21 protein-coding genes are annotated in these 25,557 nt (G+C 68.8%); 13 read left to right on the top strand and 8 right to left on the bottom strand.

What is annotated here, in order from left to right; genetic code table 11:
• Positions 1–5: 5 nt before the first annotated feature.
• Positions 6–1,301, bottom strand: a complete 1,296-nt coding sequence (glmM, locus tag M1L36_RS11610) for a phosphoglucosamine mutase (protein ID WP_250873896.1) — start codon at positions 1,299–1,301, stop codon at positions 6–8.
• Positions 1,302–1,532: 231 nt separating this feature from the next.
• Between glmM and rpiA the strand changes: the two genes are divergently transcribed.
• The gene (gene rpiA / locus M1L36_RS11605; RefSeq protein ID WP_250873895.1) at positions 1,533–2,216 is read left to right on the top strand and encodes a ribose-5-phosphate isomerase RpiA; all 684 of its coding nucleotides are present in this window, start codon (positions 1,533–1,535) and stop codon (positions 2,214–2,216) included.
• Positions 2,217–2,263: 47 nt separating this feature from the next.
• Here rpiA and M1L36_RS11600 read toward each other — a convergent pair whose 3' ends face one another.
• Entirely contained in the window at positions 2,264–2,431 is a 168-nt protein-coding gene (locus tag M1L36_RS11600) for a DUF1931 domain-containing protein (protein ID WP_158204106.1), read from the bottom strand.
• Positions 2,432–2,615: 184 nt separating this feature from the next.
• Between M1L36_RS11600 and larB the strand changes: the two genes are divergently transcribed.
• From larB to M1L36_RS11590, 3 genes are all read left to right on the top strand, one after another.
• The gene (gene larB, locus M1L36_RS11595) at positions 2,616–3,392 is read left to right on the top strand and encodes a nickel pincer cofactor biosynthesis protein LarB (protein WP_250873894.1); all 777 of its coding nucleotides are present in this window, start codon (positions 2,616–2,618) and stop codon (positions 3,390–3,392) included.
• Positions 3,393–3,476: 84 nt separating this feature from the next.
• Positions 3,477–3,626, top strand: coding sequence for a DUF7563 family protein (locus tag M1L36_RS21740; RefSeq protein WP_439954814.1), 150 nt, complete (start codon positions 3,477–3,479; stop codon positions 3,624–3,626).
• Between the two features lie 56 nt (positions 3,627–3,682).
• On the top strand, positions 3,683–3,946 hold the full coding sequence (locus M1L36_RS11590; RefSeq protein WP_250873893.1) for a GIY-YIG nuclease family protein: 264 nt from the start codon (positions 3,683–3,685) through the stop codon (positions 3,944–3,946).
• 28 nt (positions 3,947–3,974) lie between these two features.
• Here M1L36_RS11590 and M1L36_RS11585 read toward each other — a convergent pair whose 3' ends face one another.
• Positions 3,975–4,535 carry an NADPH-dependent FMN reductase gene (locus M1L36_RS11585; RefSeq protein ID WP_250873892.1) on the bottom strand — a complete coding sequence of 187 codons (561 nt, stop codon included), beginning with the start codon at positions 4,533–4,535 and terminating at the stop codon, positions 3,975–3,977.
• Positions 4,536–4,617: 82 nt separating this feature from the next.
• Here M1L36_RS11585 and M1L36_RS11580 point away from each other — a divergent pair, with 82 nt between their 5' ends.
• Positions 4,618–5,991, top strand: coding sequence for a phosphoglucomutase/phosphomannomutase family protein (locus M1L36_RS11580; protein WP_250873891.1), 1,374 nt, complete (start codon positions 4,618–4,620; stop codon positions 5,989–5,991).
• 179 nt (positions 5,992–6,170) lie between these two features.
• Here M1L36_RS11580 and M1L36_RS11575 read toward each other — a convergent pair whose 3' ends face one another.
• Positions 6,171–6,641: a GNAT family N-acetyltransferase gene (locus M1L36_RS11575; RefSeq protein WP_250873890.1), complete on the bottom strand. Its 471-nt coding sequence runs from the start codon at positions 6,639–6,641 to the stop codon at positions 6,171–6,173.
• A 1-nt stretch (position 6,642) separates the two neighbouring features.
• The gene (samp2, locus tag M1L36_RS11570) at positions 6,643–6,840 is read right to left on the bottom strand and encodes a ubiquitin-like small modifier protein SAMP2 (RefSeq protein WP_250873889.1); all 198 of its coding nucleotides are present in this window, start codon (positions 6,838–6,840) and stop codon (positions 6,643–6,645) included.
• Positions 6,841–6,962: 122 nt separating this feature from the next.
• On the opposite strand from samp2, the gene M1L36_RS11565 reads away from it, so the two are divergent.
• Positions 6,963–7,952 carry a replication factor C small subunit gene (locus tag M1L36_RS11565; RefSeq protein ID WP_250873888.1) on the top strand — a complete coding sequence of 330 codons (990 nt, stop codon included), beginning with the start codon at positions 6,963–6,965 and terminating at the stop codon, positions 7,950–7,952.
• Between the two features lie 16 nt (positions 7,953–7,968).
• On the opposite strand, the gene M1L36_RS11560 is transcribed toward M1L36_RS11565, so the two are convergent.
• Complete coding sequence (locus tag M1L36_RS11560; RefSeq protein ID WP_250873887.1) at positions 7,969–8,469, bottom strand: TspO/MBR family protein; 501 nt, start codon at positions 8,467–8,469, stop codon at positions 7,969–7,971.
• 81 nt (positions 8,470–8,550) lie between these two features.
• Entirely contained in the window at positions 8,551–11,868 is a 3,318-nt protein-coding gene (locus M1L36_RS11555; RefSeq protein ID WP_250873886.1) for a hypothetical protein, read from the bottom strand.
• Positions 11,869–12,070: 202 nt separating this feature from the next.
• Here M1L36_RS11555 and alaS point away from each other — a divergent pair, with 202 nt between their 5' ends.
• The 6 genes from alaS (at position 12,071) to M1L36_RS11525 (ending at position 23,652) form a co-directional block, all read left to right on the top strand.
• On the top strand, positions 12,071–14,842 hold the full coding sequence (gene alaS, locus M1L36_RS11550) for an alanine--tRNA ligase (protein ID WP_250873885.1): 2,772 nt from the start codon (positions 12,071–12,073) through the stop codon (positions 14,840–14,842).
• Between the two features lie 76 nt (positions 14,843–14,918).
• Positions 14,919–15,677: an alpha/beta fold hydrolase gene (locus M1L36_RS11545; RefSeq protein ID WP_250873884.1), complete on the top strand. Its 759-nt coding sequence runs from the start codon at positions 14,919–14,921 to the stop codon at positions 15,675–15,677.
• 326 nt (positions 15,678–16,003) lie between these two features.
• The gene (locus M1L36_RS11540) at positions 16,004–18,238 is read left to right on the top strand and encodes a hypothetical protein (protein ID WP_250873883.1); all 2,235 of its coding nucleotides are present in this window, start codon (positions 16,004–16,006) and stop codon (positions 18,236–18,238) included.
• A gap of 374 nt (positions 18,239–18,612) precedes the next feature.
• A complete protein-coding gene (locus M1L36_RS11535; protein WP_250873882.1) occupies positions 18,613–20,280 on the top strand; it encodes a hypothetical protein in 1,668 nt (555 codons plus the stop codon).
• 360 nt (positions 20,281–20,640) lie between these two features.
• A complete protein-coding gene (locus M1L36_RS11530) occupies positions 20,641–22,803 on the top strand; it encodes a hypothetical protein (RefSeq protein ID WP_250873881.1) in 2,163 nt (720 codons plus the stop codon).
• A gap of 114 nt (positions 22,804–22,917) precedes the next feature.
• On the top strand, positions 22,918–23,652 hold the full coding sequence (locus M1L36_RS11525) for a type 1 glutamine amidotransferase (protein WP_250873880.1): 735 nt from the start codon (positions 22,918–22,920) through the stop codon (positions 23,650–23,652).
• Positions 23,653–23,673: 21 nt separating this feature from the next.
• Here the strand turns inward: M1L36_RS11525 and M1L36_RS11520 are convergent, their stop codons facing one another.
• Positions 23,674–24,228, bottom strand: a complete 555-nt coding sequence (locus M1L36_RS11520) for an HPP family protein (protein WP_250873879.1) — start codon at positions 24,226–24,228, stop codon at positions 23,674–23,676.
• Positions 24,229–24,315: 87 nt separating this feature from the next.
• Here M1L36_RS11520 and M1L36_RS11515 point away from each other — a divergent pair, with 87 nt between their 5' ends.
• Complete coding sequence (locus tag M1L36_RS11515) at positions 24,316–25,482, top strand: acyl-CoA dehydrogenase family protein (protein WP_250873878.1); 1,167 nt, start codon at positions 24,316–24,318, stop codon at positions 25,480–25,482.
• The last annotated feature ends 75 nt before the right edge of the window (positions 25,483–25,557 follow it).

Genomic DNA, 25,557 nt, shown 5'->3' with positions numbered 1-25,557 from the left:
GCGAACTACAGCAGCGACTGCGCTTCCTCCAACACTGCTTCTGCGCGCTCGGCGTCTCTGGCTTCGGCGGTGACTCGCACCAGCGGCTGGGTCCCGCTGGCGCGCACCAGGAACCACGCGTCGTCGCGGTCGACGCGCACGCCGTCGATGGTCGAAATGTCCTCGGCGTCGTACTCCCCGCTCGCTCGCTCGCGGACGTCGGCCATCACCCGCGCTTTGTCCTCGACCTCGACGTTCGCCCGGCGGATGGGGTAGTCGGGCACTTCGGCGATTCGTTCGGAGAGCGGCCGGTCGGCGGCGAGTTCCACGAGCCGACACGCCGCGAGCGGACCGTCCGGACAGAGCGTCTGGTCGGGCCAGATCCACGCCCCCGACGGCTCGCCCCCGAAGGTGACGTCCCCGCCCAGCGCCTCGGCGACGTAGACGTCTCCGACGGGCGTGTGCTCGACCGCGACGTCGCGCTCGGCGAGGTAGTCCGTCACCGCGAGGCTGGTGTCGACGGGGACCGCCACCCGCTCGCCCGCGGCCGTCGACTCGGCGGCGAGGACGGCGAGCAGGGCGTCCTTCGGGACGAACTCGCCGTGTTCGTCGACGGCCATCATCCGGTCGGCGTCGCCGTCGTGGGCGATGCCCAGCACGGCGTCGCTCGCGCCGACGAGCGAACACAGCGAGGTGAGCGTCTCGTCGTTCGGTTCGCTCGGTCGCCCCGGGAATCGGCCGTCGGGCTGGGCGTTGAGCGTCTCGACGTGACAGCCGAGTCGCTGGAGGGCCTCGACGCTCACTGCACCCGCGCCGTTGCCGAGGTCGACGGCGACCGCCGGCGGGTCGTCGACGTCGACGCTGTCGACGAGCGCCTCGACGTGGCGCTCGCCCGCGTCCGCGCTGGTCCGGGTGCCCAGACCGTCCCACGCTTCGAGGTCGAACTCGCGCTCGCGGAGTCGTGCCTCGATGCGCTCGCGGCCGGCCTCGTCGTACGCCTGTCCGCTCGGCTGCCAGAGTTTGATGCCGTTGTCCTCGGCGGGGTTGTGGCTCGCCGTGACCGAGACGCCCGCGTCGCAGTCCTCCCACGCGACGGCGCGGGCGACGGTGGGTGTCGCCGCCTCGCCCACGTCGACGACGTCCGTGCCCATCTCCCGGAGTCCCGCCGTCAGTGCGTCGACGAGCAGTCGCCCGCTGGCACGCGGGTCTCGCCCGACGACGACGCGGTCCGCCTCGACACCCACGGCCCGCCCGACCGCGAGCGCGAGGTCCGCCGTCACCACGTCACCCACGGGACCGCGAATGCCGCTTGTTCCGAACATGTTCGAGGGGACACGAGGCCGCTACATAGCTACTGCGCCCGACGGTCGAGTTCGGCGACGGCGTGGGTGTCGACGAGCTGACGGAACCGCCTACGGACCGATAGACACACCCGCGGCCGCGACGGCGGTCCCGGCCGACTCCCGACACGGCGTGGCGACCCATCGCGGTGACCTGGCGGCACACGAGACCGGAGCGCGTGACTTTTTGTCCCCGCCGCGAGAACGCCGCCCATGAAATCGACCGGCGGGAGCGACGCGGCGAAGCGCAGAGCGGGCGAGGCCGCCGCCGAGCAGGTCGTCGACGGGATGGTCGTCGGCCTCGGCACCGGGAGTACGACGGCGTACGCGATTCGGGCGCTGGGGCGTGCGGTCGAGGCGGGCCTCGACATCCGCGGCATCCCGACCTCGTTCCAGTCGCGAGCGCTCGCTCGCGAGGTCGGCATCCCGCTCACGACGCTCGACGACGCGACCCCCGACGTCGCCATCGACGGAGCCGACCAGGTCGCCGACGGCGACCTCGTGAAAGGCGGCGGGGCCGCCCACGCCCGGGAGAAGGTGGTCGACGCCGCCGCCGACCGGTTCCTCGTGGTCGCCGACGAGTCGAAACGCGCCGACCGTCTCGACCACTCGATTCCGGTCGAAGTGCTGCCGGCGGCCGCCACGACCGTCGAGGCTGCGGTCCGTGACCTCGGTGGCGACCCGACGCTCCGTCTCGCCGAACGCAAGGACGGCCCCGTCGTCACGGACAACGGCAACCTCGTGCTGGACTGTGCGTTCGGCGCGCTCGACGCCCCCGGCGACCTCGCGACGCGACTCTCGGCGCTCCCGGGGTGTGTCGAACACGGCCTGTTCGTCGGGCTGGCGGACGAACTGTACGTCGGGGACGACGAGGACGTCACCGTCGAGCGCTACTGACGGCTCTGGGCGGTGCGATAAATGGAGAAAGCTGTGAGTTGACCGGTTTATAGGTCGCGGGGCTGGACCGTCTTGCGGTCGTTCTCGGAGGCGCGTCGGGCTGCGTCGTCGAGCAGCTCCTGCACTTCCTCGTCGAGTGCGTCGTAGAAGTCCGACGCAACGTTCATCTCATCGAGTGCATCCTTGACGGCCGCTTTGACGATTAGGTCTGCCATGCAAGCCTCCGTTCGAACACCCTCCTTATAAACTTTCCCAAAGATGGGGCCTCTACCGGGTGTTCGCTGCTTTCTACACGGTTCTTCGGTGTGTGAAAAACTGATTTGATGATGAAGTGTGATATGTCTTTTGGCCAGCGGTCGATTTCGACGGGTTGGAGGCGCTCGCGCGCGCACAGGGTGTATGCGCGAACTACTCGACGCGGTGGCCGACGGCGACGTGTCACCGGCGGAGGCAGAGGCACGACTCAACGGGTACGCGACGACCGAGGCCGGCCGGTTCGACGCCGCCCGCGAGGAGCGAACCGGCGTCCCCGAGGCCGTCCTCGCCGACGGGAAGACCACGGCGGAGGTCGCGGACCTCGCGGCGACGGCCGTCGAGACGACCGGTCGGGCGCTGTGCACCCGCGTCGACGACCCGACCGCAGAGACGGTCACCACGGCGCTGGCCGAGGAGTTCCCCGACTCGAACGTCGAGTACGACGAGCGCGCACGGACGCTCGTCGCCCACGCCCCGGCGTTCGACCCTCCCGCGTTGGACGCCGACGTCGGCGTGGTCGCGGCGGGGACGGCCGACGCCGCGGCCGCGGGAGAGGCGGCGACGACGCTCACCGAGATGGGTGCGCGCGTGACACGGGTCTCCGACGTCGGTGTCGCGGGTCTCCACCGGACCATCGACGCGCTCGCGGACCTCCGGGCGATGGACGTCCTGGTCGTCGCCGCGGGTCGCGAAGGGGCGTTGCCGACCGTGCTCGCGGGGTTGGTCGACGTCCCCATCATCGGACTCCCGGTCGCGTCGGGGTACGGTCACGGCGGGGCTGGCGAGGCGGCGCTCGCCGGGATGCTCCAGTCGTGTGCGCCCGTGACGGTCGTCAACGTCGACGCGGGGTACGCCGCCGGGGTGCAGGCCGGACTGGTCGCGAGGAGCGTCGACTCGGCTCGAACCGACGGGCGTCGGTGACGACTCGCGGCAACGAGCGACATACAGGAAGGGTATATGAGTCTCCAGCGGCAACAGTTGGTGCCGGCACTCCGCCGGCGTACCATGGCCAAGTGCGACCACTGCAACGCGCACGTCTCGGAGCGCTTCGCGCGTGTGTTTGCCGACGAGACAGGGCGTATCCACGCCTGTCCGAGCTGTTCGGCGAACGCAGGTATCGCTGAAGTCTCACGAGACCGCGCACGTGACAGTTGATGGCGACGGGCCGTCGAATCGTGGTGTGATCACCACGTGAAGCCCTTTGACGACGGATGACACACTACGTCTACGTCCTGCGCTGTGGCGACGACTCGCTCTACACGGGCTACAGCACCGACGTCGAGCGTCGCCTGGCCGAACACCGCGCCGGCGACGGGGCGAAGTACACGCGCGGGCGCGGGCCGCTCGCGCTCGTCCACGTCGAGACCTACGCCGACCGGTCGGCGGCGATGTCCCGAGAGTACCAGATAAAACAGCTCTCACGCGCACGCAAGGAGCGACTCGTCGACGACGCGGACGACCCGGCCGTCGGGTGACCGACCTCGGCGACGCCTCACCGGGCGCTCAGTCGTCCGCGTTCGCGCTCGCCGCCGCGGTCGCTCGTAGCTCCGCCTCCTCGGTGACGATGCGCCCGAGTTTCTCCACCCGGTCGGCGAGGTTCGGGTCGACGAACTCGCCGTCGTCGTCGAACTCGCGGGACGCGCCTCGGATGCCGACCTGGTGGGGAACCACCCAGCCGTGGACTCCACGGAGCGTGCTGCGCATGTGTTCGAGGGTCGCCCCGTAGGAGCCACCGCCCGCCGTCGCGAGCAGGCCGACGACTGTGTCTCGGTACTCGTCGAAGCTACAGTAGTCGTGGAAGTTGCGGAACGTCGAGGAGTACGACCCGTGGTAGACGGGCGAGCCAAGCAGGACCCCGTCGGCCTCCCGGACGAGGCGTTTCAACGCCTCGCTGTCACCTTGCTCGTCGATGCTCGGGTGGTACAGCGGGAGGTCGACGTCCCCGAGGTGTATCAGTTCGGTGTCGGCTCCTGCGGCCTCGGCGGCCGCCAGCGCGTGTTCGAGGGCGAGTCGGGTGGTGCTGGCGTCGCGGCGACTGCCGCTGACAGCGACGACACGTACCATTGCACCGTCTACGAAATCACGACGCAAAACGCCGTCGCACCGCGGCAGGTGGCTTTTTGCGACGGGCCGGTGTGGGGCCGGTATGGACGCCATCTCCTTCGGGACCGACGGCTGGCGCGCGACCCTCGACACCTTCACCGAGGACCGCGTCCGTATCGTCGCGCAGGCCGTCGCCGACCACCTCCGGGCGAGCGACGCCGGCGAGACGGTCGCCGTCGGCTACGACGCCCGCGAACACTCCCGCGGGTTCGCCGACGCCGTGAGCGAGACGCTCGCCGCCGACGGCTTCGAGGTCCTCCTCTCCGAACGCGACTGCCCCACGCCCGTCCTCGCGTGGACCGTCAAGGACCGCGACCTCGCCGGCGGCGTGATGATAACCGCCAGTCACAACCCCCCCGAGTACAACGGCATCAAGTTCCTCCCCGGCGACGGCGCACCGGCGACCCCCGAGGTGACCGACGACGTGGTGGGCCGTCTCGCCGAGTTACGGGAGACCGACACCGACGCCCGTGGTACCGTCCACGAGGACACGTTCACCACGCGCTACGGCCAGCACGCCCTCGAGTTCTCGGGGGCGGACCTCGACGGTCTCTCGGTCGCGTACGACGCGATGCACGGCAGCGGCCGCGACGTGACCGACCGCCTGCTCGACGCCGCCGGTGCGTCCGTCTCGACGCTCCGGACCGACCTCGACCCCGAGTTCGGCGGCGGGTCGCCCGAACCGAGCGCGGAGAAACTCGGCGACCTCGTCGCCCGAGTCACCGACGGCGACGCCGAGTTGGGGTTCGCCAACGACGGCGACGCCGACCGGATGGCGGTCGTCACGCCGAAACGGGGCTACCTCGACCCGAACCTACTGTTCGCGGTGCTGTACGACTACCTCCTGGAGACGGGTGAGGGGGCGGCCGTACGGACCGTCTCGACCACGGCGCTCATCGACCGTATCGCCGAGGCCCACGGCGAGGAGGCCGTCGAGGTGCCCGTCGGCTTCAAGTGGGTCGCGAGAGGAATGGCCGACGCCGACGCGCTCTGCGGTGGCGAGGAGTCCGGCGGGTTCGGTATCACCGACCACCTCCGGAACAAGGACGGCGTCTGCCTCGCCCTCGTCGTCGCACAGGCGCACGCCGAACGCCCGCTCGACGACCGCGCGGACGACATCGAGGCCGAGTACGGCGAGATTCACCAGGGGAGGATCAGCGTCGACTGCCCCGACGACCGCAAGCGCGCCGTCCTCGACTCGCTGGACGGCGACCTCCCCGACACCGTCGCGGGCGTCGGCGTCGACCGCGTCGGTACGAAAGACGGGTTCAAGATATTCCTCGACGACGGCACGTGGCTACTGGTCCGGCCGAGCGGGACCGAACCGAAACTCCGCGTCTACGCCGAGGCGAACGACCACGAACGTGTCGCACCCCTGCTCGAAGCGGGTCGCGACCTGCTCGAACCGCGTATCTGACCGGCCACTCGGTCGCCCTCGACTTCTTCTCCCATCACGCGACCAGCGTCCTCGTGGTCTGAGAACGGCGCGAAGCGTCCTGCGGGGGTCTCCCGACCCGGTGACGCCCTCCACCGGTGTACGGCACGACGCTTCGCGTGTGCGGCCGTGCCGTCTGCTCGCCCCAGTGGGCCCGTCGGTCAGCGCCCGGTGCGTAGCTCGCCCCAGCGGCGCTCCTCGTCGCCTGGAACCGTCTCGACGTCGAACCCGAGTGCCGCGTAGAACGGTTCGACGTCGGGTCGGAACTCGGCGGTGAGGCGGTCACAGCCCGTCTCCTCCAGCGCCGTCTCGACCAGCATCCGCCCGACGCCCCGGCCGCGACGCTGGCGCGTCACGGCGACGGCCTCGACGTGGCGACTGTCGGGACGAACCTCCTCGGGGCGTGGCGCGACGCCCTCGCGCGCGGGCGTGTCGAGGACGAGTGCGCCGACGACGCGGTCGTCCGGACTCCCCCCGTCACTGGACTCGACGACGGCGACCCACACCGCCTCACGGTCGATTCCTTCGCGGACCGTCGACGCCTCGACCTCCAGGAGCGCTCCCTCCAGCACGCGCATCACGGCGACGTGGTCGTCGGGGTCGGCGAGACGGACGCGAGCGTCGTCGCTCACGTTACCCACCCTTGATGAGTCGCAACACTCGCACCTCGTCGTGTTCGACGGGGGCGTCCTCGGGGACGGGCCGACCGTCGACTAGCACCGTCGCCTCGTGGGGGTTGAGGTCGACGGCGGCGATGAGGTCGCCGTACGTCGGGTCGGGGAGGTCGACCTCGTGGGCGTCCTCGCCGACGACGTGGACGGTGACGTGCATGGTCGGACTGGGAAAAGCAGCGGTTTCAGGCTGTCGCGTTCGCGCCGACTTCGTGGTCACGCGCTCGACGCTCACGAACCCGCTCTCGCGGTAGTTAAGTGACGCCCGGAACTGGGTCGAGTATGAGCGAGAGCGAGACGGGCGAGGGCGACCGACCCCGCGGGCGGGAGGTCTGGATCGAGAAGTACCGCCCGCAGACGCTGGAGGAGGTGTTCGGTCAGGAGCACATCGTCGAGCGACTGGAGAGCTACATCGCGAAGGACGACCTGCCCCACCTGCTGTTCGCGGGGCCGGCCGGCGTCGGCAAGACGACGTGTGCGACGGCCATCGCCAAGGAGATCTACGGCGACGACTGGCGCGAGAACTTCCTCGAACTCAACGCCTCCGACGAGCGCGGTATCGACGTGGTCCGCGACCGCATCAAGAACTTCGCGCGGGTCTCCTTCGGCGGCTACGACTACCGCGTCATCTTCCTCGACGAGGCCGACGCGCTCACCAGCGACGCCCAGTCCGCCCTGCGCCGGACGATGGAGCAGTTCTCGAACAACACGCGGTTCATCCTCTCGTGTAACTACTCCTCGCAGATCATCGACCCCATCCAGTCGCGGTGTGCGGTGTTCCGCTTCGCGCCGCTGTCCGAGGACGCCGTCGAGGACCAGGTCCGCGCCATCGCCGCGAACGAGGGCATCGAGGTCACCGACGACGGCGTCGAGGCGCTGGTCTACGCCGCGGCGGGCGACATGCGAAAGGCCATCAACGGCCTCCAGGCCGCGAGCACTACCGGCGACACCGTGGACGAGGAGGCGGTGTACGCCATCACGTCGACCGCGCGCCCCGAGACGGTCCAGGAGATGGTACAGAAGGCGCTCGACGGAGACTTCACCGCCGCTCGCTCGCAGTTGGACACGCTCGTCACCGAGGAGGGTATCGCCGGTGGGGACATCATCGACCAACTGCACCGCTCGGTGTGGGAGTTCGGCCTGGACGACCGCGAGGCCGTCCGCGTCATGGACCGCATCGGCGAGGCCGACTACCGCATCACCGTCGGCGCGAACGAGCAGGTCCAACTGGAGGCGCTGCTGGCGTCGCTGGCACTGGAGACCGACGAGTAGCCCCGTCGCTCTCCTCTCAGTTCAGCACCCAGAACGCGTAGTTGAGGTACGTCGCGAAGCTCACCCACGCGAGGTACGGCACCAGCAAGAGCGCGGCCCGCCGGTCGATGCGCCAGAAGGCGGTCGCGGTCGTTCCGATGAAGAACAGCAGCGCGAGGATGACGACGAGCGCGGCGAAGATGGCCTCCTGGCCGAAGAAGACGAACGACCACGCGAAGTTGAGCGCGAGCTGGACGCCGAACAGGCCGAGCGCGACCTGTCGCGCTCGACCGACGCCCTCACGCCAGACGAGCCACGCGGCCGCGCCCATCAGCGCGTACAGCGTCGTCCAGACGGGGCCGAACACCCAGTTCGGTGGCGCGAGGTCGGGTCGTTCGAGCGTAGTGTACCACGACTCGACGCCCGTCGCGGTGAACACCGCGCCGGTGATGCCGACGAGTTCGCAGACGAGGATGGCCGCCCCGAGCGTCAACAGCGGTCGCTCACGCGGGAGTCGTGACTGACTGGTCGTCTCCATGGACTCACTACGCGCGCGGCGAAGAAATGGTTTCTCGCGCGAGGGGCGACGGCGTCGGCCCGTCTCCCCGTCGACGAGCGCCTACAGGCGGCGCTCGAAGATAGTGCCCGAGGAGCCGACGGCGACGTCGGGGAACGCCCCGCCGAGGGCGACGCCGTCGAGCGTCACCGCGGCGGGCGTCTCCTCGCGCTCCCAGCCGTCCCACGTCCGGCGGTAGATACGCCCGCTCCCGCCGACGGCGAGGGCGTTCCCCCCGTCGCGGACGAGCGCGGTGAACCCGCCGTCGGCGACGTCGAGGCGGGTCCACACCGCGCCGTTGTACCGGAGGACCGAACCGTCGCCGCCCGCGACGGAGATGTCCTCGGTGCTCCCCGCGCCGACGCCGTAGAGGCCGACCGTCCCGCCGGTGATGCCGACGGTCGACCACGACTCGCCGCCGTCGGTGGTCTCGTACACCTTCGCGTTCGTGTCGACGAAGTACGCCGTCGACGCGTCGAGCGCGGTGCCGCCCTTGATGGACGACCCGCCGCCGGGTTTCTTCACGTCGCCCCAGGTGACGACGCCGGCGTTGTTGGTGCCCGTCAGCACCTCGCCGGAGCCGTTGGCGAGGAACAGGGTCTCCGCGCCCGCGGGGCCGGCGACGGCGACGGCCTCCCACGTCGAGGTCTTCCCCTTCGGTGCGGAGTAGTCGCTGACCGTCCCCGTCGCGGTGTCGTAGCGCCCGACCGCTCCCGACGCGCCCGCGAACCAGACGTTGCCGCCGTTGCTGGAGGCGTCGGCACAGGTGAGCGCGAACGTGTTCCCGCCGCCGGGGAACGTCGTCACGACGGTCCACCCGTCGTCGCGGCGTGCGAGCACCTCGCCGCCGCCGCTGACGGCGTAGGGACCGTCCGCCCCGACGGCCGCGCCGTTGAGCCCGTTGCCCGTGGGGGAGGCGGCTTCGGTCCACCCCGCGGCCGACAGTTGGCCGACGGTCTGGGACTCGTCGTTGACCTCGATGGCGAGCGCCGAGGGGTCGCCGCTCGTCACGGTGAAGTCGACGATGTCGCCGGAGAACCGGTAGCCGTCGTCGAGGTCCGTCCCGCCCACGCTCCCCTCGACGGTGCCGTCGGCGACGCTGTCGCCGGCGTCCGCGCCGTCGGCCTTCTCGACGACGCCGTCGACCTCGATACGGTAGGCGACCTCGCTCCCGTCGGTCGTCGAGATGGTGAGCGTGTCGCTCGGAGTGGCGGTGTAGCCGCCGCGTTCGAGGATGGTGCCCGAAGCCCCGACGGCGACGTCGGGGTACGTCCCGGTCGTGTCCAGCGAGACGCCAGAGAGCGGCGCGGTGACGGGCGTCTCGACGGGCTCCCACCCGTCCTGAGAGAGCTCCCAGACGGTGCCGCCCGCCCCGCAGGTCAGCCCGTCGGGACCGTCCAGCGAGACGTCGTTCAACTGGTTGCCGCCGGCGTACAGCTTCGTCCAGACGGCACCGTTGTACCGGAACAGCGTGCCGTCGCCACCCGCGGCGACGACGTCGTCCGTGGCGGTGGCGTCGACGCCGTAGAGGCCGACCGAACCGCCGTCGATGCCGACGACGGTGAACGAGTCGCCCCCGTTCGTGGTCTCGTACACCTTCGCGTTCGTGTCGACGATGTAGCCCGTCGACGCGTCGAGGAACGTGACGGCCTTCATCGAGGAGCCACCGCCCGGTTTGAACGCGCTCCCCCAGTCCATCCCGCCGGCGCTGGTCTTGGTGCCCGTCAGGTACTCCCCGGAGCCGTTGACGAGGTGGACCGTCTCGCTGCCGGCCGCCCCGGTGACCGCGAGGTCCTCCCACGTCGAGGTCTTCCCGTTGGGTGCGGAGTAGTCGGTCACCTGTTCGTCGACGACGTCGTACTGGCCGATGACGCCCGACCCGCCACAGAACCAGACGTTACGGCCGTCGTCGCTCACCGCCGCGCCGGTCAGCGGGTTCGACTCGGTGGTCGGTCCGGATTCGAGGACGAGGTCCCAGCCGTCGGCGCGGCGGGCGAGCACCTCACCACCGCTGCCGACCGCGTAGGGACCTTCGACGGTCTGGACGACGCCTTCGAGCGTCTTGCCCGTCGGCGAGGCCACCTCGGTCCACGGCTCGCTCGCGAGCCGTTTCAGACTCGACTCGCTGCCGTCGACGGTGACGGAGAGCGCCGACGCGTCGCCGCTCGTCACTTCGAGGTCGACGATCTCTCCGGAGTAGTCGTACGTGTCCGTGTCGCCGCTCGTGAGCGCCCCCGTGACGGTGTCGACGCTGAACCGCGTGGTGCGGTTGGTGACCGTGTCGCCGGACTCGACGTCGCCGGTCGCCACGACCGCACCGTCGACCTCCAGACGGTACTCCAGCGAGGAGTCCGCTGAGAGCGACACCGTGTGGGGAAGGTCGGCGGTGTACGTCCCGCGCTCGACGATGGTTCCCGAGTCGCCGACGGCGACCTGCGGATACTCCCCGGAGTCGCCGGTCGCGACGCCGCGGAGCGTGTTCGTCGTCGGTGTCTCGACACGGTCCCACTTGTTCTTCTTGCGGTCGTAGACGTAGCCGCCGGTGCCACAGCCCAGTCCACCCTCCGCGCCGGTCCGGTAGACGGCGAGGACGGTCTCCTCGCCCACGTTCTTCCGTTTCCAGCCCTTCCCGTCGCCGTCGTTGAGGCGGTAGATGGTGCCGTTGCCGCCGGCGACGTCGAGGTCGCCCTCGTTGCGGACCGCGACGTCGTAGAGGCTCACGCTCGCGCCGTTGATGCCGACGGTCGTCCAGGTCTGACCGCCGTCCTGGGTGCGGTACACCATGCTGGAGGTGTCACAGACGTAGCCGTCGTCCTCGCTCCAGAAGTCGATGCCCGGTGCGCTGGAGCCACCGCCGGGTTTGACGACGTCGCCCCAGTCCATCCCGCCGGCGCTGGTCTTCGTCCCGGCGAGGAACTCGCCCGACCCGTTGACGAGGTACACCGACTCGCTGCCCGCGTCGCCGCGGACGGCGAGGTTGCGCCACGTCGAGGTCTTCCCCATCGGCGCGGAGTAGTCCGTCAACTCCTCCTCGACGACGTCGTACTGGCCGATGACGCCCGACCCGCCACAGAACCAGAGGTGTCGGCCGTCGTCGGTGACGTCACAGCCGCGCAACGGGTTCGACTGGACGGTCGGCCCGCGTTCGAGCACGGGTTGCCAGCCGTCTCGCCGGCGCGCGAGGACGAGGCCGCCCGCGCCGACCGCGTAGGGTCCCTCGCTGGTCATCGCGGCGTCGTACAGCGTCGTGCCGACCCCCGAGTCGACCACGCGCCAGTCGTCCGACGCCGCCGCGGCGGGTGTCGCGAGCGCCGTTCCGGCCGCTGCCGCCCCCGTGAGTTTCAAGAAGGTCCGTCGTGTCCGCCCAGTCTCCTCCGACATTACCGGCGAGAACACCCGATTTCGATTTAAGTGTATGGCCCGAACGGGTAAAATAAACCTGTTCTTTTCGAGACTCTCAACGAGACTCTCAGAAATCGACTGATACGTTCGGCGGACTGACCGGCACCCGGGACGACCCGGAAACCGGTTCGGTTCGACCGTTCGGAACAGTTTTACCCGCCGCTCGGCCAAAACAGGGGTAATGAGCGAACTCGACGAGGAGTACCAGCTTTCGTACTTCGAGGAGGAGGGGTTCACCCGACAGGAGTGTCCGTCCTGCGGGGCCCACTTCTGGAGCCGAGTCTCCCGCGAGACGTGTGGGGAGCCGCCGTGTGCGCAGTACACGTTCATCGGCGAACCGGCCTTCGAGGAGGAGTACACCTTAGAGGAGATGCGCGAGGCGTTCCTCTCGTTCTTCGAGGAGAACGACCACGAGCGCATCGAGCCCTACCCCGTCGCCGCGAACCGCTGGCGTGACGACGTGCTCCTGACGCAGGCGTCTATCTACGACTTCCAGCCGCTGGTCACCTCCGGCCAGACCCCGCCGCCGGCGAACCCGCTGACCATCTCCCAGCCCTGCATCCGCATGCAGGACATCGACAACGTCGGCAAGACGGGTCGGCACACGATGGCGTTCGAGATGATGGCCCACCACGCGTTCAACGCCCGCGAAGACCTAGACGACCCCGGTCAGTACGCATACGAGGGCGAGGTGTACTGGAAGGACGGAACCGTCCAGTACTGCGACGAGTTCTTCGAGTCGATGGGTGCGGACGTCGAGGACATCGTCTACATCGAGGACCCGTGGGTCGGCGGTGGCAACGCCGGGCCGGCCATCGAGGTCATCTACCGCGGTGCCGAACTCGCGACGCTCGTCTTCATGTCGATGGAGCAGGACCCCGACGGCGAGTACGAACTGAAAGACGGCAACCGCTACTCGAAGATGGACACGTACATCGTCGACACCGGCTACGGGCTGGAGCGGTGGACCTGGATGAGCCAGGGCACCCCGACGGTGTACGAGGCGGTCTACCCCGATATGATCGCGTTCCTCAAGGAGAACGCCGGGGTCGAGTTGAGCGACGAGGACGCCGCGTTGGTCCACGAGGCCGCGAAGCTCGCGGGCAACCTCGACATCGACGAGGCCGAGGACATGGCGGAGGCCCGCGCCGACATCGCCGCCGAACTCGGCGTCGAGCGCGCGTACCTGGAGGAGCTGATGGAGCCGCTGGAGACCATCTACGCCATCGCCGACCACTGCCGGACGCTGGCGTACATGCTCGGCGACGGCATCGTCCCCTCCAGCGCCGGGTCGGGCTACCTCGCTCGCCTCGTGCTCCGCCGGACGAAGCGACTGGTCGACGACGTCGGGGTGGACGCCCCGCTCGACGAACTCGTCGACATGCAGGCCGAGCGCCTGGGCTACGAGAACCGCGACACCGTCCGGGACATGGTCCGCACGGAGATGGAGAAGTACCGCGAGACGCTCGAACGCGGTGGCCGGCGCGTCCGCCAGCTCGCCGACGACTACGCCGAGCGAGACGAGCCGATTCCCCTCGAAGAGGTCGTCGAACTGTACGACTCCCACGGCATCCAGCCGGACATGGTCGAGGAGATAGCCGCCGAACGCGGCGCGAGCGTGACCATCCCCGACGACTTCTACGGGCAGGTCGCCGCGCGTCACGGCGGGGGCGACCTCGCGCGCGTCGAGGACGAACGCGACGAGCGCGTCGCGGACCTCCCGGAGACGGAGACGCTGTTCTACGACGACCCGGACGGGACGGAGTTCGAGGCGGTCGTCCTCGACGTCATCGAACGCGAGGAGGGCTACGACGTCGTCCTCGACCAGACGATGTTCTACCCCGAGGGCGGTGGCCAACCCGCCGACCACGGGGTGCTGTGGAACGACGACACGACCGTCGACGTCACCGACACGCAGTCCGAGGACGGCGTCGTCCTCCACCGCGTCGCCGACCCCATCGGGAAGGGCGAGTTCGTCCGCGGGCGCATCGACACGGCCCGCCGCCGTCGGCTGATGGCCCACCACACGGCGACCCACGTCATCGGCTACGCCGCCCGGCAGGTGCTCGGGACGCACATCCGCCAGGCGGGTGCCCAGAAGGGCGTCGACTCCTCGCGCATCGACGTCCAGCACTACGAGCGCATCTCCCGGGAGGACGTCGAGGCCATCGAGCGCGTCGCCAACCGCGTCGTCACCGACAACACGAGCGTCACCCAGGAGTGGCCCGACCGCCACGAGGCCGAAGAGCGCTACGGATTCGACCTCTACCAGGGGGGTATCCCGCCGGGAACGAACGTGCGTCTCATCCACGTCGGCGACGACGTGCAGGCGTGTGCGGGGACCCACGTCACGCGCACGGGCGACATCGGGACCATCAAGATCCTCTCGACCGAGCGTATCCAGGACGGCGTCGAGCGCATCACGTTCGCCGCCGGCGACGCCGCCATCGAGGCGACCCAGCGTACCGAGAACGCGCTGTCCGCCGCCGCCGAGGCCCTCGACGTCTCCGCGATGGAGGTACCCGACACCGCAGAACGGTTCTTCGAGGAGTGGAAGGCCCGCGGCAAGGAGATCGAGGAACTCACCGCCGAACTCGCTGAGGCCCGCGCCGCGGCCAGCGAGGGCACCGAGGTCGAGGTCGGCGACGTGACGGCGGTCGTCCAGCGCCTCGACGGCGAGATAGACGAACTCCGGGCGACGGCTCACGCCATCGCCGACGACGGGAAGGTCGCCGTCGTCGGGAGCGGTGCGGGGAGCGCGCAGTTCGTCGTCGCCGTCCCCGACGGCGTCCCCATCAACGCCGGCGAGGTCGTCGGCGAACTCGCCGGTCGCGTCGGCGGCGGTGGCGGCGGTCCCGCCGACTTCGCACAGGGCGGCGGGCCGAACGTCGACGCCCTCGACGAGACGCTGGAGGACGCCCCCGACATCCTCGAACGGAAGATAGACGCCTGAACGAGCGACCCGGTCCTCGCTGTTCGTCCGTCCCGCGAACGCAACGCCGATAGCCCCGTCGCTCGCACGCTCTCCTATGCCGATCGTCGAGCGCGATGACGCGCGACTCTACTACGAGAGCAGCGAGGCCGGACCCGACGCCGACACCGTCGCGTTCGTCGGAGAACTGGGCTACGCCGCGTGGCAGTGGGCGTGGCAGCACCCGGCCGTCGACGGGCCGTTCGAGGCACTCGTCACCGACCTGCGCGGGAGCGGGCGCTCCGAGACCACCGCGAGCGAGTTCGACGTGGCGACGCTGGCGGCGGACCTCGACGCCGTCCTCTCCGCACACGGTGCCAAGCGAGTCCACCTCGTCGGTGCGGGCCTCGGCGGGATGGCCGCCCTGGAGTACGCCCGCGAGTCGGGGCGCGTCCGCAGTCTCGCGCTGTTCGGGACCGCCCTGTCGGGCGACGAGTTCGACGACGGGATGCTGTCGGTGATGGGCGGACGCGGCCCGGACTCGCTCGCGCCGTGTCTCTCCCAGGAGTTCTTCGAGCGCCAGCGCGAGGTCGTCGCCGGCATCGAGAAGTGGCGTGACGACGACGCGCCCGAGGCGGTCCGCGACGCGCAGGTCGCCGCGCTCCGTGACTACGTCTGTGCCGACCCGTACGAGATTACGGTCCCGGCGCTCGTCTGTCACGGTGCCGACGACCCCGCGGTGCCCGCCGACGCGGGCCGTGACCTCGCCGACGCCCTACCGCGTGGGGAGTTCCGCTCGGTTCCGGGTCGCCACCTCGCACACGTCGAGTCCTCGCGGGTCGCGAACGACGAACTGCTCGGGTTCCTCGAATCCTGAGTGCCGTGAGGTGGGGCAGTGGCGGTCGTCCCCACGCCGGACCAGTCGGTCCCGTTCTGTGACTGTCGGAATTTTGTTACATATCCGAAATCGTGTCGGTACCGACGCGGTACGCCGGCTCTCTCGTCGCATATCGCTGAGCTTTATCGACTGCAGTCCGGTGGTTTTCGAGAACGTGTCAGTCAATGCTGCACTCTAGAAATACTTTCCATTTTTGCAACCTGTAACTATACAAGAAGCACCTTTCGACTGAGACGCATGGATTCGGAACCATCACTGTCCGGCGGGAGAGGAGGACCTGCCGACATCGACGAGAGGGACCACAGATGAAACGAGCGACAGCCGTCCTGATGATAGCGGCGGTCGTGCTGTCTTCGATGGGGGCTGGTGCCATCGTCGGCGCTCCCATCCAGGACGGACCCGACGGGACGCTCGACGGCGTCGACGTGAACTTCGTCGGCTGTAACGAGGTCGAACTCCTCGGGTTAGAGCTGACGTCCGTCACCGACGCCGACGCGACACTGACGTTGTACAACGTGTCGGCGGGTGCCACCGAGTCGCTGACCGTCGACGGGAACGACCTGCTCGACGGCGACGCCGACGAGTACGACACGCTGCGGTTGGACCTCCAGGACGACCTGAGTCTGGCCACCGTCAGCGGCTACGAGCTCCTCGGTCTCACCATCGGTGGTGAGTCCCTGCGGAACCCGAGTGACTGTGGCCCGACGGACGCCGGCGACCTGAGTCAGGTCGACCTCGGCCTGCAGTGTACCGACGAGGGCGGTGACCTGACCGTCGAGAACCCGAACGACGTGGCGGTCAACGTCTCGATCAACGACCGCGGCCCGATCCAGATCGGGGCGGGCGAGAACACCACGTTCGAGGGCCTCGACGACGGGAGCTACGAGGTCACGACGCTCTACGGCGGCGAGGCGGTCGGGACGAAGACCGTCAACATCGACTGCGACGGTCCGAGTCGCGTCACCCTCGACCTGCAGTGTACGGCCGAGGGTGGTGACCTGACGGCGACCAACCCGAACGACGTCGCGGTCAACGTCACGGTCGACGGGGAGACCCGGACCGTCGCACCCGGTGCGAACACCACCTTCGAAGGTCTCGACGACGGGAGCTACGAGGTGGAGACGAGCGCCGGTGGCGAGACAATCAGTACCGTGACGGTCACCGTCGACTGTGACGGACCGAGCCAAGTCACTCTCAGCTTGCAGTGTACCGACGAGGGCGGTGACCTGACCGTCGAGAACCCGAACGACGTGGCGGTCAACGTGACCGTCAACGACCGTGGCCCGATCCAGATCGGCGCGGGCGAGAACCTCACGCTCGAAGGGCTCGACGACGGGAGCTACGAGATAGAGACCATCGTCGACGGTGAGGCGGTCGGGACGAAGACCGTCAACATCGACTGCCCCGACGTCGGCGGTGTCGACGTCGACGTTCAGTGCGGTGTCGACGGGGCGACGGTGACGGTGAGCAACGAGAACGACGTGGCGGTGGACGTCGACGTCGGCGGGCGGACGCTGACGCTCGCCCCCGGCGAGAACCAGACGTACACCGGCGTCCAGAACAACGAGTTCGACGTCACGACCTCCGTCGACGGGACGACGGTCGCGACCGAGACGGTCGTGGTCGACTGTCTGACCGACAGTGAGGTCAGCGTGGAGGTCGTCTGCGGTGCGGACGGTGCGAACGCGACGGTCACCAACCCGAACGACGTGCCGGTCACCATCGAAGTCAGCGGCGACGCGTCGCTGACCGAGACCATCGAGGCCGGTGGCACCCTCACGTTCGAGAACGTGCCGGACGGCGAGTACAACGTCACCACCATCGTCGGCGGTGAGGTCATCAGCACCCAGACCGTCGTGGTCGACTGTGCGGACGACGGTGACAACGGTGACGGTGACGCTGGTGACGGCGATGCCGGAGACGGCGACAACGGTGATGGCGACGCTGGCGATGGCGACAGCGGTGACGGCGACGCTGGCGACGGTGACGCTGGTGACGGCGACACCGGCGATGGTGACGACGGTGACGGCGATGCTGGCGATGGCGACGACGGCGATGCCGGCGACGGTGACGCTGGTGACGGTGACTCCGGCGACGGTGACGCTGGTGACGGCGAGATGCCCGCCTACCAGATCGACGTCGCGGCCGGCCAGGTCATCGAGAACCTCGGTGCCGACGAGGACGCGTTCTACGGCACGCAGGGCCGCCTCCTGCAGGCCCAGACGGTCCTCGCCGACGGCACGGTCACCGGCAGCTACAACGTGCCAACCGGCGAGGTCACGAAGGACCTCGCGGGCTGTGCGGTCAGCTACGACCCGGTCAGCTACGACGGCGAGACCGGTGAAGTGACGCTGAGCGTGAGCGTCGCGGACGGTGCGGACTGCGAGGGTGTCACGCTGACGCTCGCGGGCTACGAACTGCCCGGCGACGACACCACCTTCGTCCGCGCGAACGCGGACGGCCAGGAACTCGTCGACTACGAGACGGTGACGCTCGGTGCCGGCGAGTCCGGCACGGTCACCATCGACCTCGACGGATAGCGACGACGCGTCGACGCTGTCCGACTCATTTTTCGACACCCGACGACCGTCGACCGACGGGTTCGGACTTCGTGCCACTCCTGTCGCTGCGATGGCGTTGGAAGTGACTGGAGAAAACAAAAACTGGCTAGAAAGACAGTAGAAACTGACCTTCAGTATAGGAGTTATAACATCGGTTTGGGACTTTTAGGAACTGTTAACGCGGCTCCGTGTTGCGGTTTTCTCGACCAGTGGTCCGGGTCGTGGTATCTCGACGATAATAGCTGAAAACCTACTTGTAACAATACCTGACTTTGTGGAAGGGGTGGTTGCATGGATTCGGAAACCATCACAGGTGGGTCGTCCCGGCCCGCTCCCAGTGTGCAGGTGTATCGATGAGACGGCTCGTAGCTGTCGTCATGACCGCGTTGCTCGTCACGTCGGCCGTCGGGGCCGGCATGCTCGTCAACGTGCCCGCGCAACGGCAGGACGTCGCGGACGTGACGTTCGACAGCTGTAACGTCGTCAACGTCGCCGGCATCGACGTGACCGCGCTCGCGACCGGCAGTGCGGAGATCGACGTCTACAACACGACCGCAGGAACGTACGAGACCATCACGATCGACAGCGAGGACCGCGGCGGCATCGTCGAGGTCCTCAGCGCGACGAGTCTGTCCATCACGCTGGCAGACCAGTACCAGATTCAGTCCATCGCGTTCGTGGGCATCCTCGGTGACGGCGTCTACGAGGCTCCGGAGGAGTGTGGCCCGGAGGGCGCTAACGTCGACTACACGTGCGGTGTCGACGGCGCGATGGCGACCGTGACGAACGACAACGACGCGCCCATCACCGTCGAGATTGGCGGTGACGCGTCGCTGACCGAGACCATCGCCGCGGGCGAGAGCCTCACGTTCGAGGGTGTCGCAGACGGCGAGTACAACGTCACCACCATCGTCGACGGCCGCGAGATCGCGACCGAGACGGTCGTGGTCGACTGTCCCGCAATCGGTGAGGTCGACGTCGACGTTCAGTGCGGCGTCGACGGGGCGACGGTGACGGTGAGCAACGAGAACGACGTGGCGGTGGACGTCGACGTCGGCGGGCGGACGCTGACGCTCGCTCCCGGCGAGAACCAGACGTACACCGGCGTCCAGAACAACGAGTTCGACGTGACCACGCTGTACGACGGCACGGAAGTCGGCGTGCAGACGGTCGTGGTCGACTGTCTGACCGACAGTGAGGTCAGCGTGGAGGTCGTCTGCGGTGCGGACGGTGCGAACGCGACCGTGACGAACGACAACGACGTGCCGGTCACCATCGAAGTCAGCGGCGACGCGTCGCTGACCGAGACCATCGCCGCGGGCGAGAACCTCACGTTCGAGAACGTGCCGGACGGCGAGTACAACGTCACCACCATCGTCGGCGGTGAGGTCGTCGGCGAGACGACCGTCGTAGTCGACTGTGCGGACGACGGTGACAACGGTGACGGTGACGCTGGCGACGGCGACAACGGCGACGGCGATGCTGGTGACGGCGACGACGGTGACGACGGCGATGCTGGCGATGGCGACGACGGTGACGGCGACATGGGTGACGGCGAGATGCCCGCCTACCAGATCGACGTCGCGGCCGGCCAGGTCATCGAGAACCTCGGCGTCGACGGCGACGACGCCGACGACGAGAAGGACTTCTACGGCACGCAGGGCCGCCTCCTGCAGGCCCAGACCGTCCTCGCCGACGGCACCGTGACGGGCAGCTACATGGTGCCCGGCGAGAACGTGACGAAGTCCCTCGCGGGCTGTCACGTCAGCTACACGCCGGTGAGCTACGACGGCGAGACCGGCGAGGTCACGCTCTCGGTCAGCGTCGACGGCGACGCCGACTGCGAGGGTGTCACGCTGACGCTTGCGGGCTACGAACTGCCCGGCGACGACACCACCTTCGTCCGCGCGAACGCGGACGGTCAGGAACTCGTCGACTACCAGACGGTCACCCTCGGCGCTGGTGACTCCGGTACGGTCACCATCGACCTCGACGGTGACGACTCGGAAGCGACGGCCTGAATCACACGCCAACCGACCACTGTTTTTATCGACGCTCCACCCGCGAGCCGCAGGCTCCGTACGCTGTCGGGTCGGTGTGTGGGTGGCCATGACCCCGGCGAACGGACCCGTCGCCGTCGAACCGACCGAAATCCCCGGTAGTCACCGTGTAACCGCTCGTCGTGGCGTTCCGGACGGGTTCGAACCGAACTGCTCGACCGGTCGTCGAGACTCAACGAGGGATGTAGCCCGGTGAGTCGAGGGTTGTCAATATAATAACAAAGACAGAAAGTCCCGATATTCTGACTGAATGCATTACACGACATTCGCGCGGCAGGTCGCCGCGAACGACTCTCTCTCGTCCGTGTGGGGTGGTTCGTCGTGAACCGCTCGGCCACCACGCTCGCCGTCACGGCGATGTTACTCGTCTCGTCGGTGCTCGTCGCCGGCGGCTTCGGTGGTGTCGCCGCCGCAGCGATCGTCGAACCGACGGAGGTCGACGCGCCGAGTCCCCCCGAGAGCATCTGTGCGGCCGAAGGTCTGGAACTGCGCGGGAAGATCGACGGCGGTGACCTCGCCACACAGAGCGAGTTCACGCTCGACGACGGCACCGAACTGACCGTCACCGACCGCTACTTCAAGGACGACACCGAGATCGTCGGCATCGACTTCACGTCGACGGCGACGGTCGGCCTCGTCTCCGTGAAGGGCGGCCAGGGCAGTGCCACGAACGTCTACGACTACACCGGCCAGGCCGGCGGCGGCGTCCTCGGTGACACCGAACTGTACACCGCGTTCAACGACCGTGGCGTCCGCGCGGGCATCAGCAACGTCGTGTTCTGTGGCCCCAGCGAGGACGTGACCCCTACGCCCGACCCCGTCACCGTCGAGTCGACGTGTACGGCCGAAGGCGGCGTCCTGACCGTCACGAACGAGAACGACGTCGCCGTCGACGTCACCGTCAACGGTCCCGACGAGTTCGAGCAGACCGCGACGCTCGGCGCGGGCGAGAACGTCAGCTACGACGCGCTCGCGGACGGTGCGTACACCGTCACCACCAGCGACGACGGCGTCGTCGTCGGCGAGGAGACGCTCACGCTCGACTGCGAGGAGGAGACGCCCGACCCCGTCGCGGTCACCTACCGTTGCACCGCGCTGGGCGGTGAGCTGACCGTCGCGAACGACGAGGACGTGGCGGTGGCCGTCACGGTGAACGGTCCCGACGAGTTCGAGCAGGTGCTCACCGTCGAAGCCAACAGCCAGCAGTCGCTGTCGGACCTGACCGACGGCCAGTACACGGTCACCTCGCGGACGCTCGCGGGCGACCTGCTCGGCCAGGAGTCGGTGACGTTCGACTGCTTCGAGGACCCGACGCCCGAACCGGTGTCGGTGACCCAGTCGTGTGTCGGTGCGGACGGCCTGTTCGCCATCGCCAACGACAACGCCGTCGCGGTGAACGTCACCGTGACCGGTCCCGAGGGCTTCGACGAGACCCGGACCGTCGCCCCCGGCGACGACGTCCTGTTCGTGAACCTCGCCGACGGTGCGTACACCGTCACCACCAGCGTCGCCGGCCAGCAGGTCGGCGAGGAGATGCTCACCGTCGACTGCGACGAGGAGACGCCCGGTGCCGTCTCGGTGCTCAGCCAGTGCACCGACATGGGTGGGGAGTTCACCGTCACCAACGCGAACGACGTCGCGGTGAACGTCACCATCGACGGGCCGACCATCTCGGACCAGCAGGTGACGCTCGGTGCCGGCGAGGAGTGGGTCGTCCCCGACCTCGCCGACGGTGAGTACACCGTCACCACGAGCTACCGCGGCCAGACCGTCGACGAGCGGACCGTGACGGTCGACTGCGTCGAGGAGTCCTACGACCCCGTCTCGGTCACCTACGAGTGCACCGCCGAGGGCGGTGCCGGAACCATCACGAACACCAACGACGTGGCGGTCCGCGTCACCGTCGACGGCCCCGACGGCTACTCGGTCGACCGAACGCTCGCCCCCGGTCAGACCATCTCCGGGAGCGGCCTCGTGGACGGTGAGTACACCGTCACCACCAGCGTCGACGGTGAGCAGGTGAGCCAGCAGACCGTCGTCCTCGACTGCGTCGAGGCGGGCGACGAGGCCTACCAGTTCGACCTCGCGTTCGGTCCGGTCATCGAGGACCTCGGTGACTCCCCCGACGCGTTCTACGGGACCCAAGAGCGCCTGATGCACGCCGCGAGCTTCACCAGCGACGGCGCGGGCACCGGTGCGCACAACGTCCCCGACCCCGGCGAGACCGCCCGCGCGGCCAGCGGGTCGTGTGACGTCCGCTACTCGGCCATCGCCTACGACGCCGACACCGGGACGGCGACGGTGACGCTCACGGCCGACGAGGACTGCGACGGGACGACGGTGACGTTCGCGGGCTACGAACTGCCCGGCGACGACACCCGCTTCGTCCGCGCGAACGCCTCCGGTCAGGAACTCGTGGGCTACGAGACGGTGACGCTCGGTGCCGGCGAGACGGTGACGCTCACCGTCTCCACCGACGTCTGAGCGACGCTCCCGACCACGACGCCTCGATTTTTCGGACGGTCACACCTGCCAGCGGTAGCGCAAGCGCGGCCCCGAACGCAACGCACTAACACGGCCACTGTCTAGCGGACGCCAATGAAACGGCTTCGACTCGCCTTGCTGAACGCCGCGTTCGCCGAGGAGAGCACCCGGCGGAACTTCCGGCGGGAACTGGACGCGGACCTCGCGGAGTTCTCGGTCACCGACGAGCAGTTGCCACCAAAGTCGCCCGCCGACGGCCCCGTCCCCTACGACGGCGTGGTCGTCACGGGGTCGAGGGCCTCGGCGTACGACGACGAGCAGTGGATTCACGACACCCGCGAGTGGGTCGCGGCGGCCCACGACCGCGGGTTGCCCATCCTGGGTGTCTGTTTCGGCCACCAACTGCTCGCCAGCGCGCTCGGCGGCACCGTCGGGGCGATGGGCCAGCGCGACACCGAGGCGGGCTTCGAAATCGGCTACCGGACCGTCGAGCGGACTGCCGAGACGCCGTTGCTCGCCGGCCTCGACGACGAGTTCACCGTCTTCACCACCCACGGCGACGCCGTCACCGACCTCCCGGACGACGCGACGGTGTTCGCCGAGAACGAGTACGGCGTCCACGGCTTCCGGGTCGGCGACGCCTTCGGCGTCCAGTTCCACCCCGAGTACGACCAGGCGACCGCTCGCGAGGTGACTCGGGGCAAGGCGTTCCTCGACGACGAGCGCGTCGAGTCCGTGCTCGCGGGCATCACGCCGGAGAACTACGCGGCGGCCTGCGAGGCCAAACGACTGTTCGAGAACTTCACCGACCACGTCCGCGCGGTTCGGACCGACGTCGCTGCCGACTGAGACGGGCACCTCCCTTCCTGCTCACGAACGCATCCGAATCGTCCCCCGCCGCAACCGGGCGACGACCGGGGCGAGCCACCGTCGTTCGACGACCGCGAGCGCCCGCTGGGCGACCAGTAGGACGACGACGGCGACGACGATGACGACGCCCGCCCGGACCGTCGAGAGCAGTCCCAGCGAGACGATGAGCGTCGTCGCACACGCGGGCGCGTGGCGGAGGTCCGTCCACACCATCAGGACGACGGTGAGCGCCAGCGAGCAGACGCCGGCGGCCGCGAGCGCGAGCGCCGACGCCGACAGCGGAGCGTGCGTCCCGACGACGGCGTGGCCCGCCGCCAGCGTCCGGTAGGCGACCAGCCCCGCGGCGACGCCGATGGCGTGCCCACCGACGAGTCGGTCGGCCCGGCTCTCGGGGGCGTCGGGACGGAGCGCGAGGACGTACGCCGAGGGGCCGAGGCTCGGGAACAGCGCGCTCTCGCCGCTGACCCACGTCAGAACGCCGAGCACCGCCAGCAGGCCGCCGGCGAGGACGCTCGTCCGGACCGCCTGTCGGGTGTCGCCGAGCCGCTCGTTCACACCGCCCCTCGCGTTCCCGAGCGGATAGGTACGACGGATTCGTCACGGGGTACGAGCGTTTTTACCGGCGGGCCTCTCACCTGCGGTATGCTCGACTACGTGGGGCTCGAAGCGGACCTCGACGCCGAAGAGCGGATGATTCGCGACACCGCCCGCGACTTCGTCGACGAGACGGTCCGACCGGACGTCGGCGAACACTGGATCGAGGGGACGTTCCCGACCGACCTCATCGAGAAGATGGGCGACCTGGGGTTCTACGCGCCGAACCTGGAGGGGTACGGCCTGCCCGGCGTCTCCGAGACCGCGTACGGCCTGCTGATGCAGGAACTCGAAGCGTGTGACTCGGGGCTGCGGTCGATGGCCAGCGTCCAGGGCGCGCTCGTCATGTACCCCATCCACGCCTTCGGCAGCGAGGAACAGAAAGAGGAGTGGCTCCCGAAACTCGGCACGGGCGAGGCCGTCGGCTGTTTCGGCCTGACCGAACCCGAACACGGTTCGGACCCGTCCAGCATGACGACCCACGCCGAGTCCGAAGACGACGGCTACGTCCTCAACGGCGCGAAGACGTGGATTACGAACTCCCCCATCGCCGACGTGGCCGTCGTCTGGGCGCGCGACCGCTCGGCCGACGACTCCCCCGTTCGTGGCTTCCTCGTCGAGACGGACCGCGACGGCGTCTCGACGAACAAGATAGACGAGAAGCTGTCGCTGCGCGCCTCTATCACGGGCGAAATCGGTCTCAACGACGTCTACGTCCCCGAGGAGAACGTCCTCCCCGAGGTGTCGGGGATGAAGGGGCCGCTCTCCTGTCTCACGCAGGCGCGTTACGGCATCGCGTGGGGCGCTATCGGCGCGGCGCGTGACTGCTTCGAGACGGCTCGACAGTACGCCACCGACCGCGAGCAGTTCGGCGGCCCCATCGCCCGGTTCCAGCTTCAACAGCAGAAGCTCGCGGAGATGGCGACCCAGATAACGACCAGCCAACTGCTCGCACACCGCCTCGCCGACCTGAAAGAGCGCGGCGAGATGACGCCCCAGCACGTCTCGATGGCGAAACGCAACAACGTCCGCATGGCCCGCGACCAGTCGCGCATCGCCCGCGAGATGCTCGGTGGCAACGGCATCACCGCCGACTACTCGCCGATGCGCCACATGGCGAACCTGGAGACCGTCTACACCTACGAGGGGACCCACGACATCCACACCCTCGTCCTCGGCCAGGACCTCACCGGGTTCGCCGCGTTCGAGCAGTAGTACTTTTCACGCCTCGGGTGACGCTCCGCGTCACCGCTCGGCGCAAAAAGCTACGCCAAAGATGCCGCTCGGAGC

This window comes from Halomarina rubra (genome assembly GCF_023699475.1).
Taxonomy (GTDB): domain Archaea; phylum Halobacteriota; class Halobacteria; order Halobacteriales; family Haloarculaceae; genus Halomarina; species Halomarina rubra.
Note: the sequence above shows the minus strand (reverse complement) of the source record. Positions and strands in the feature narration are given on the sequence as shown.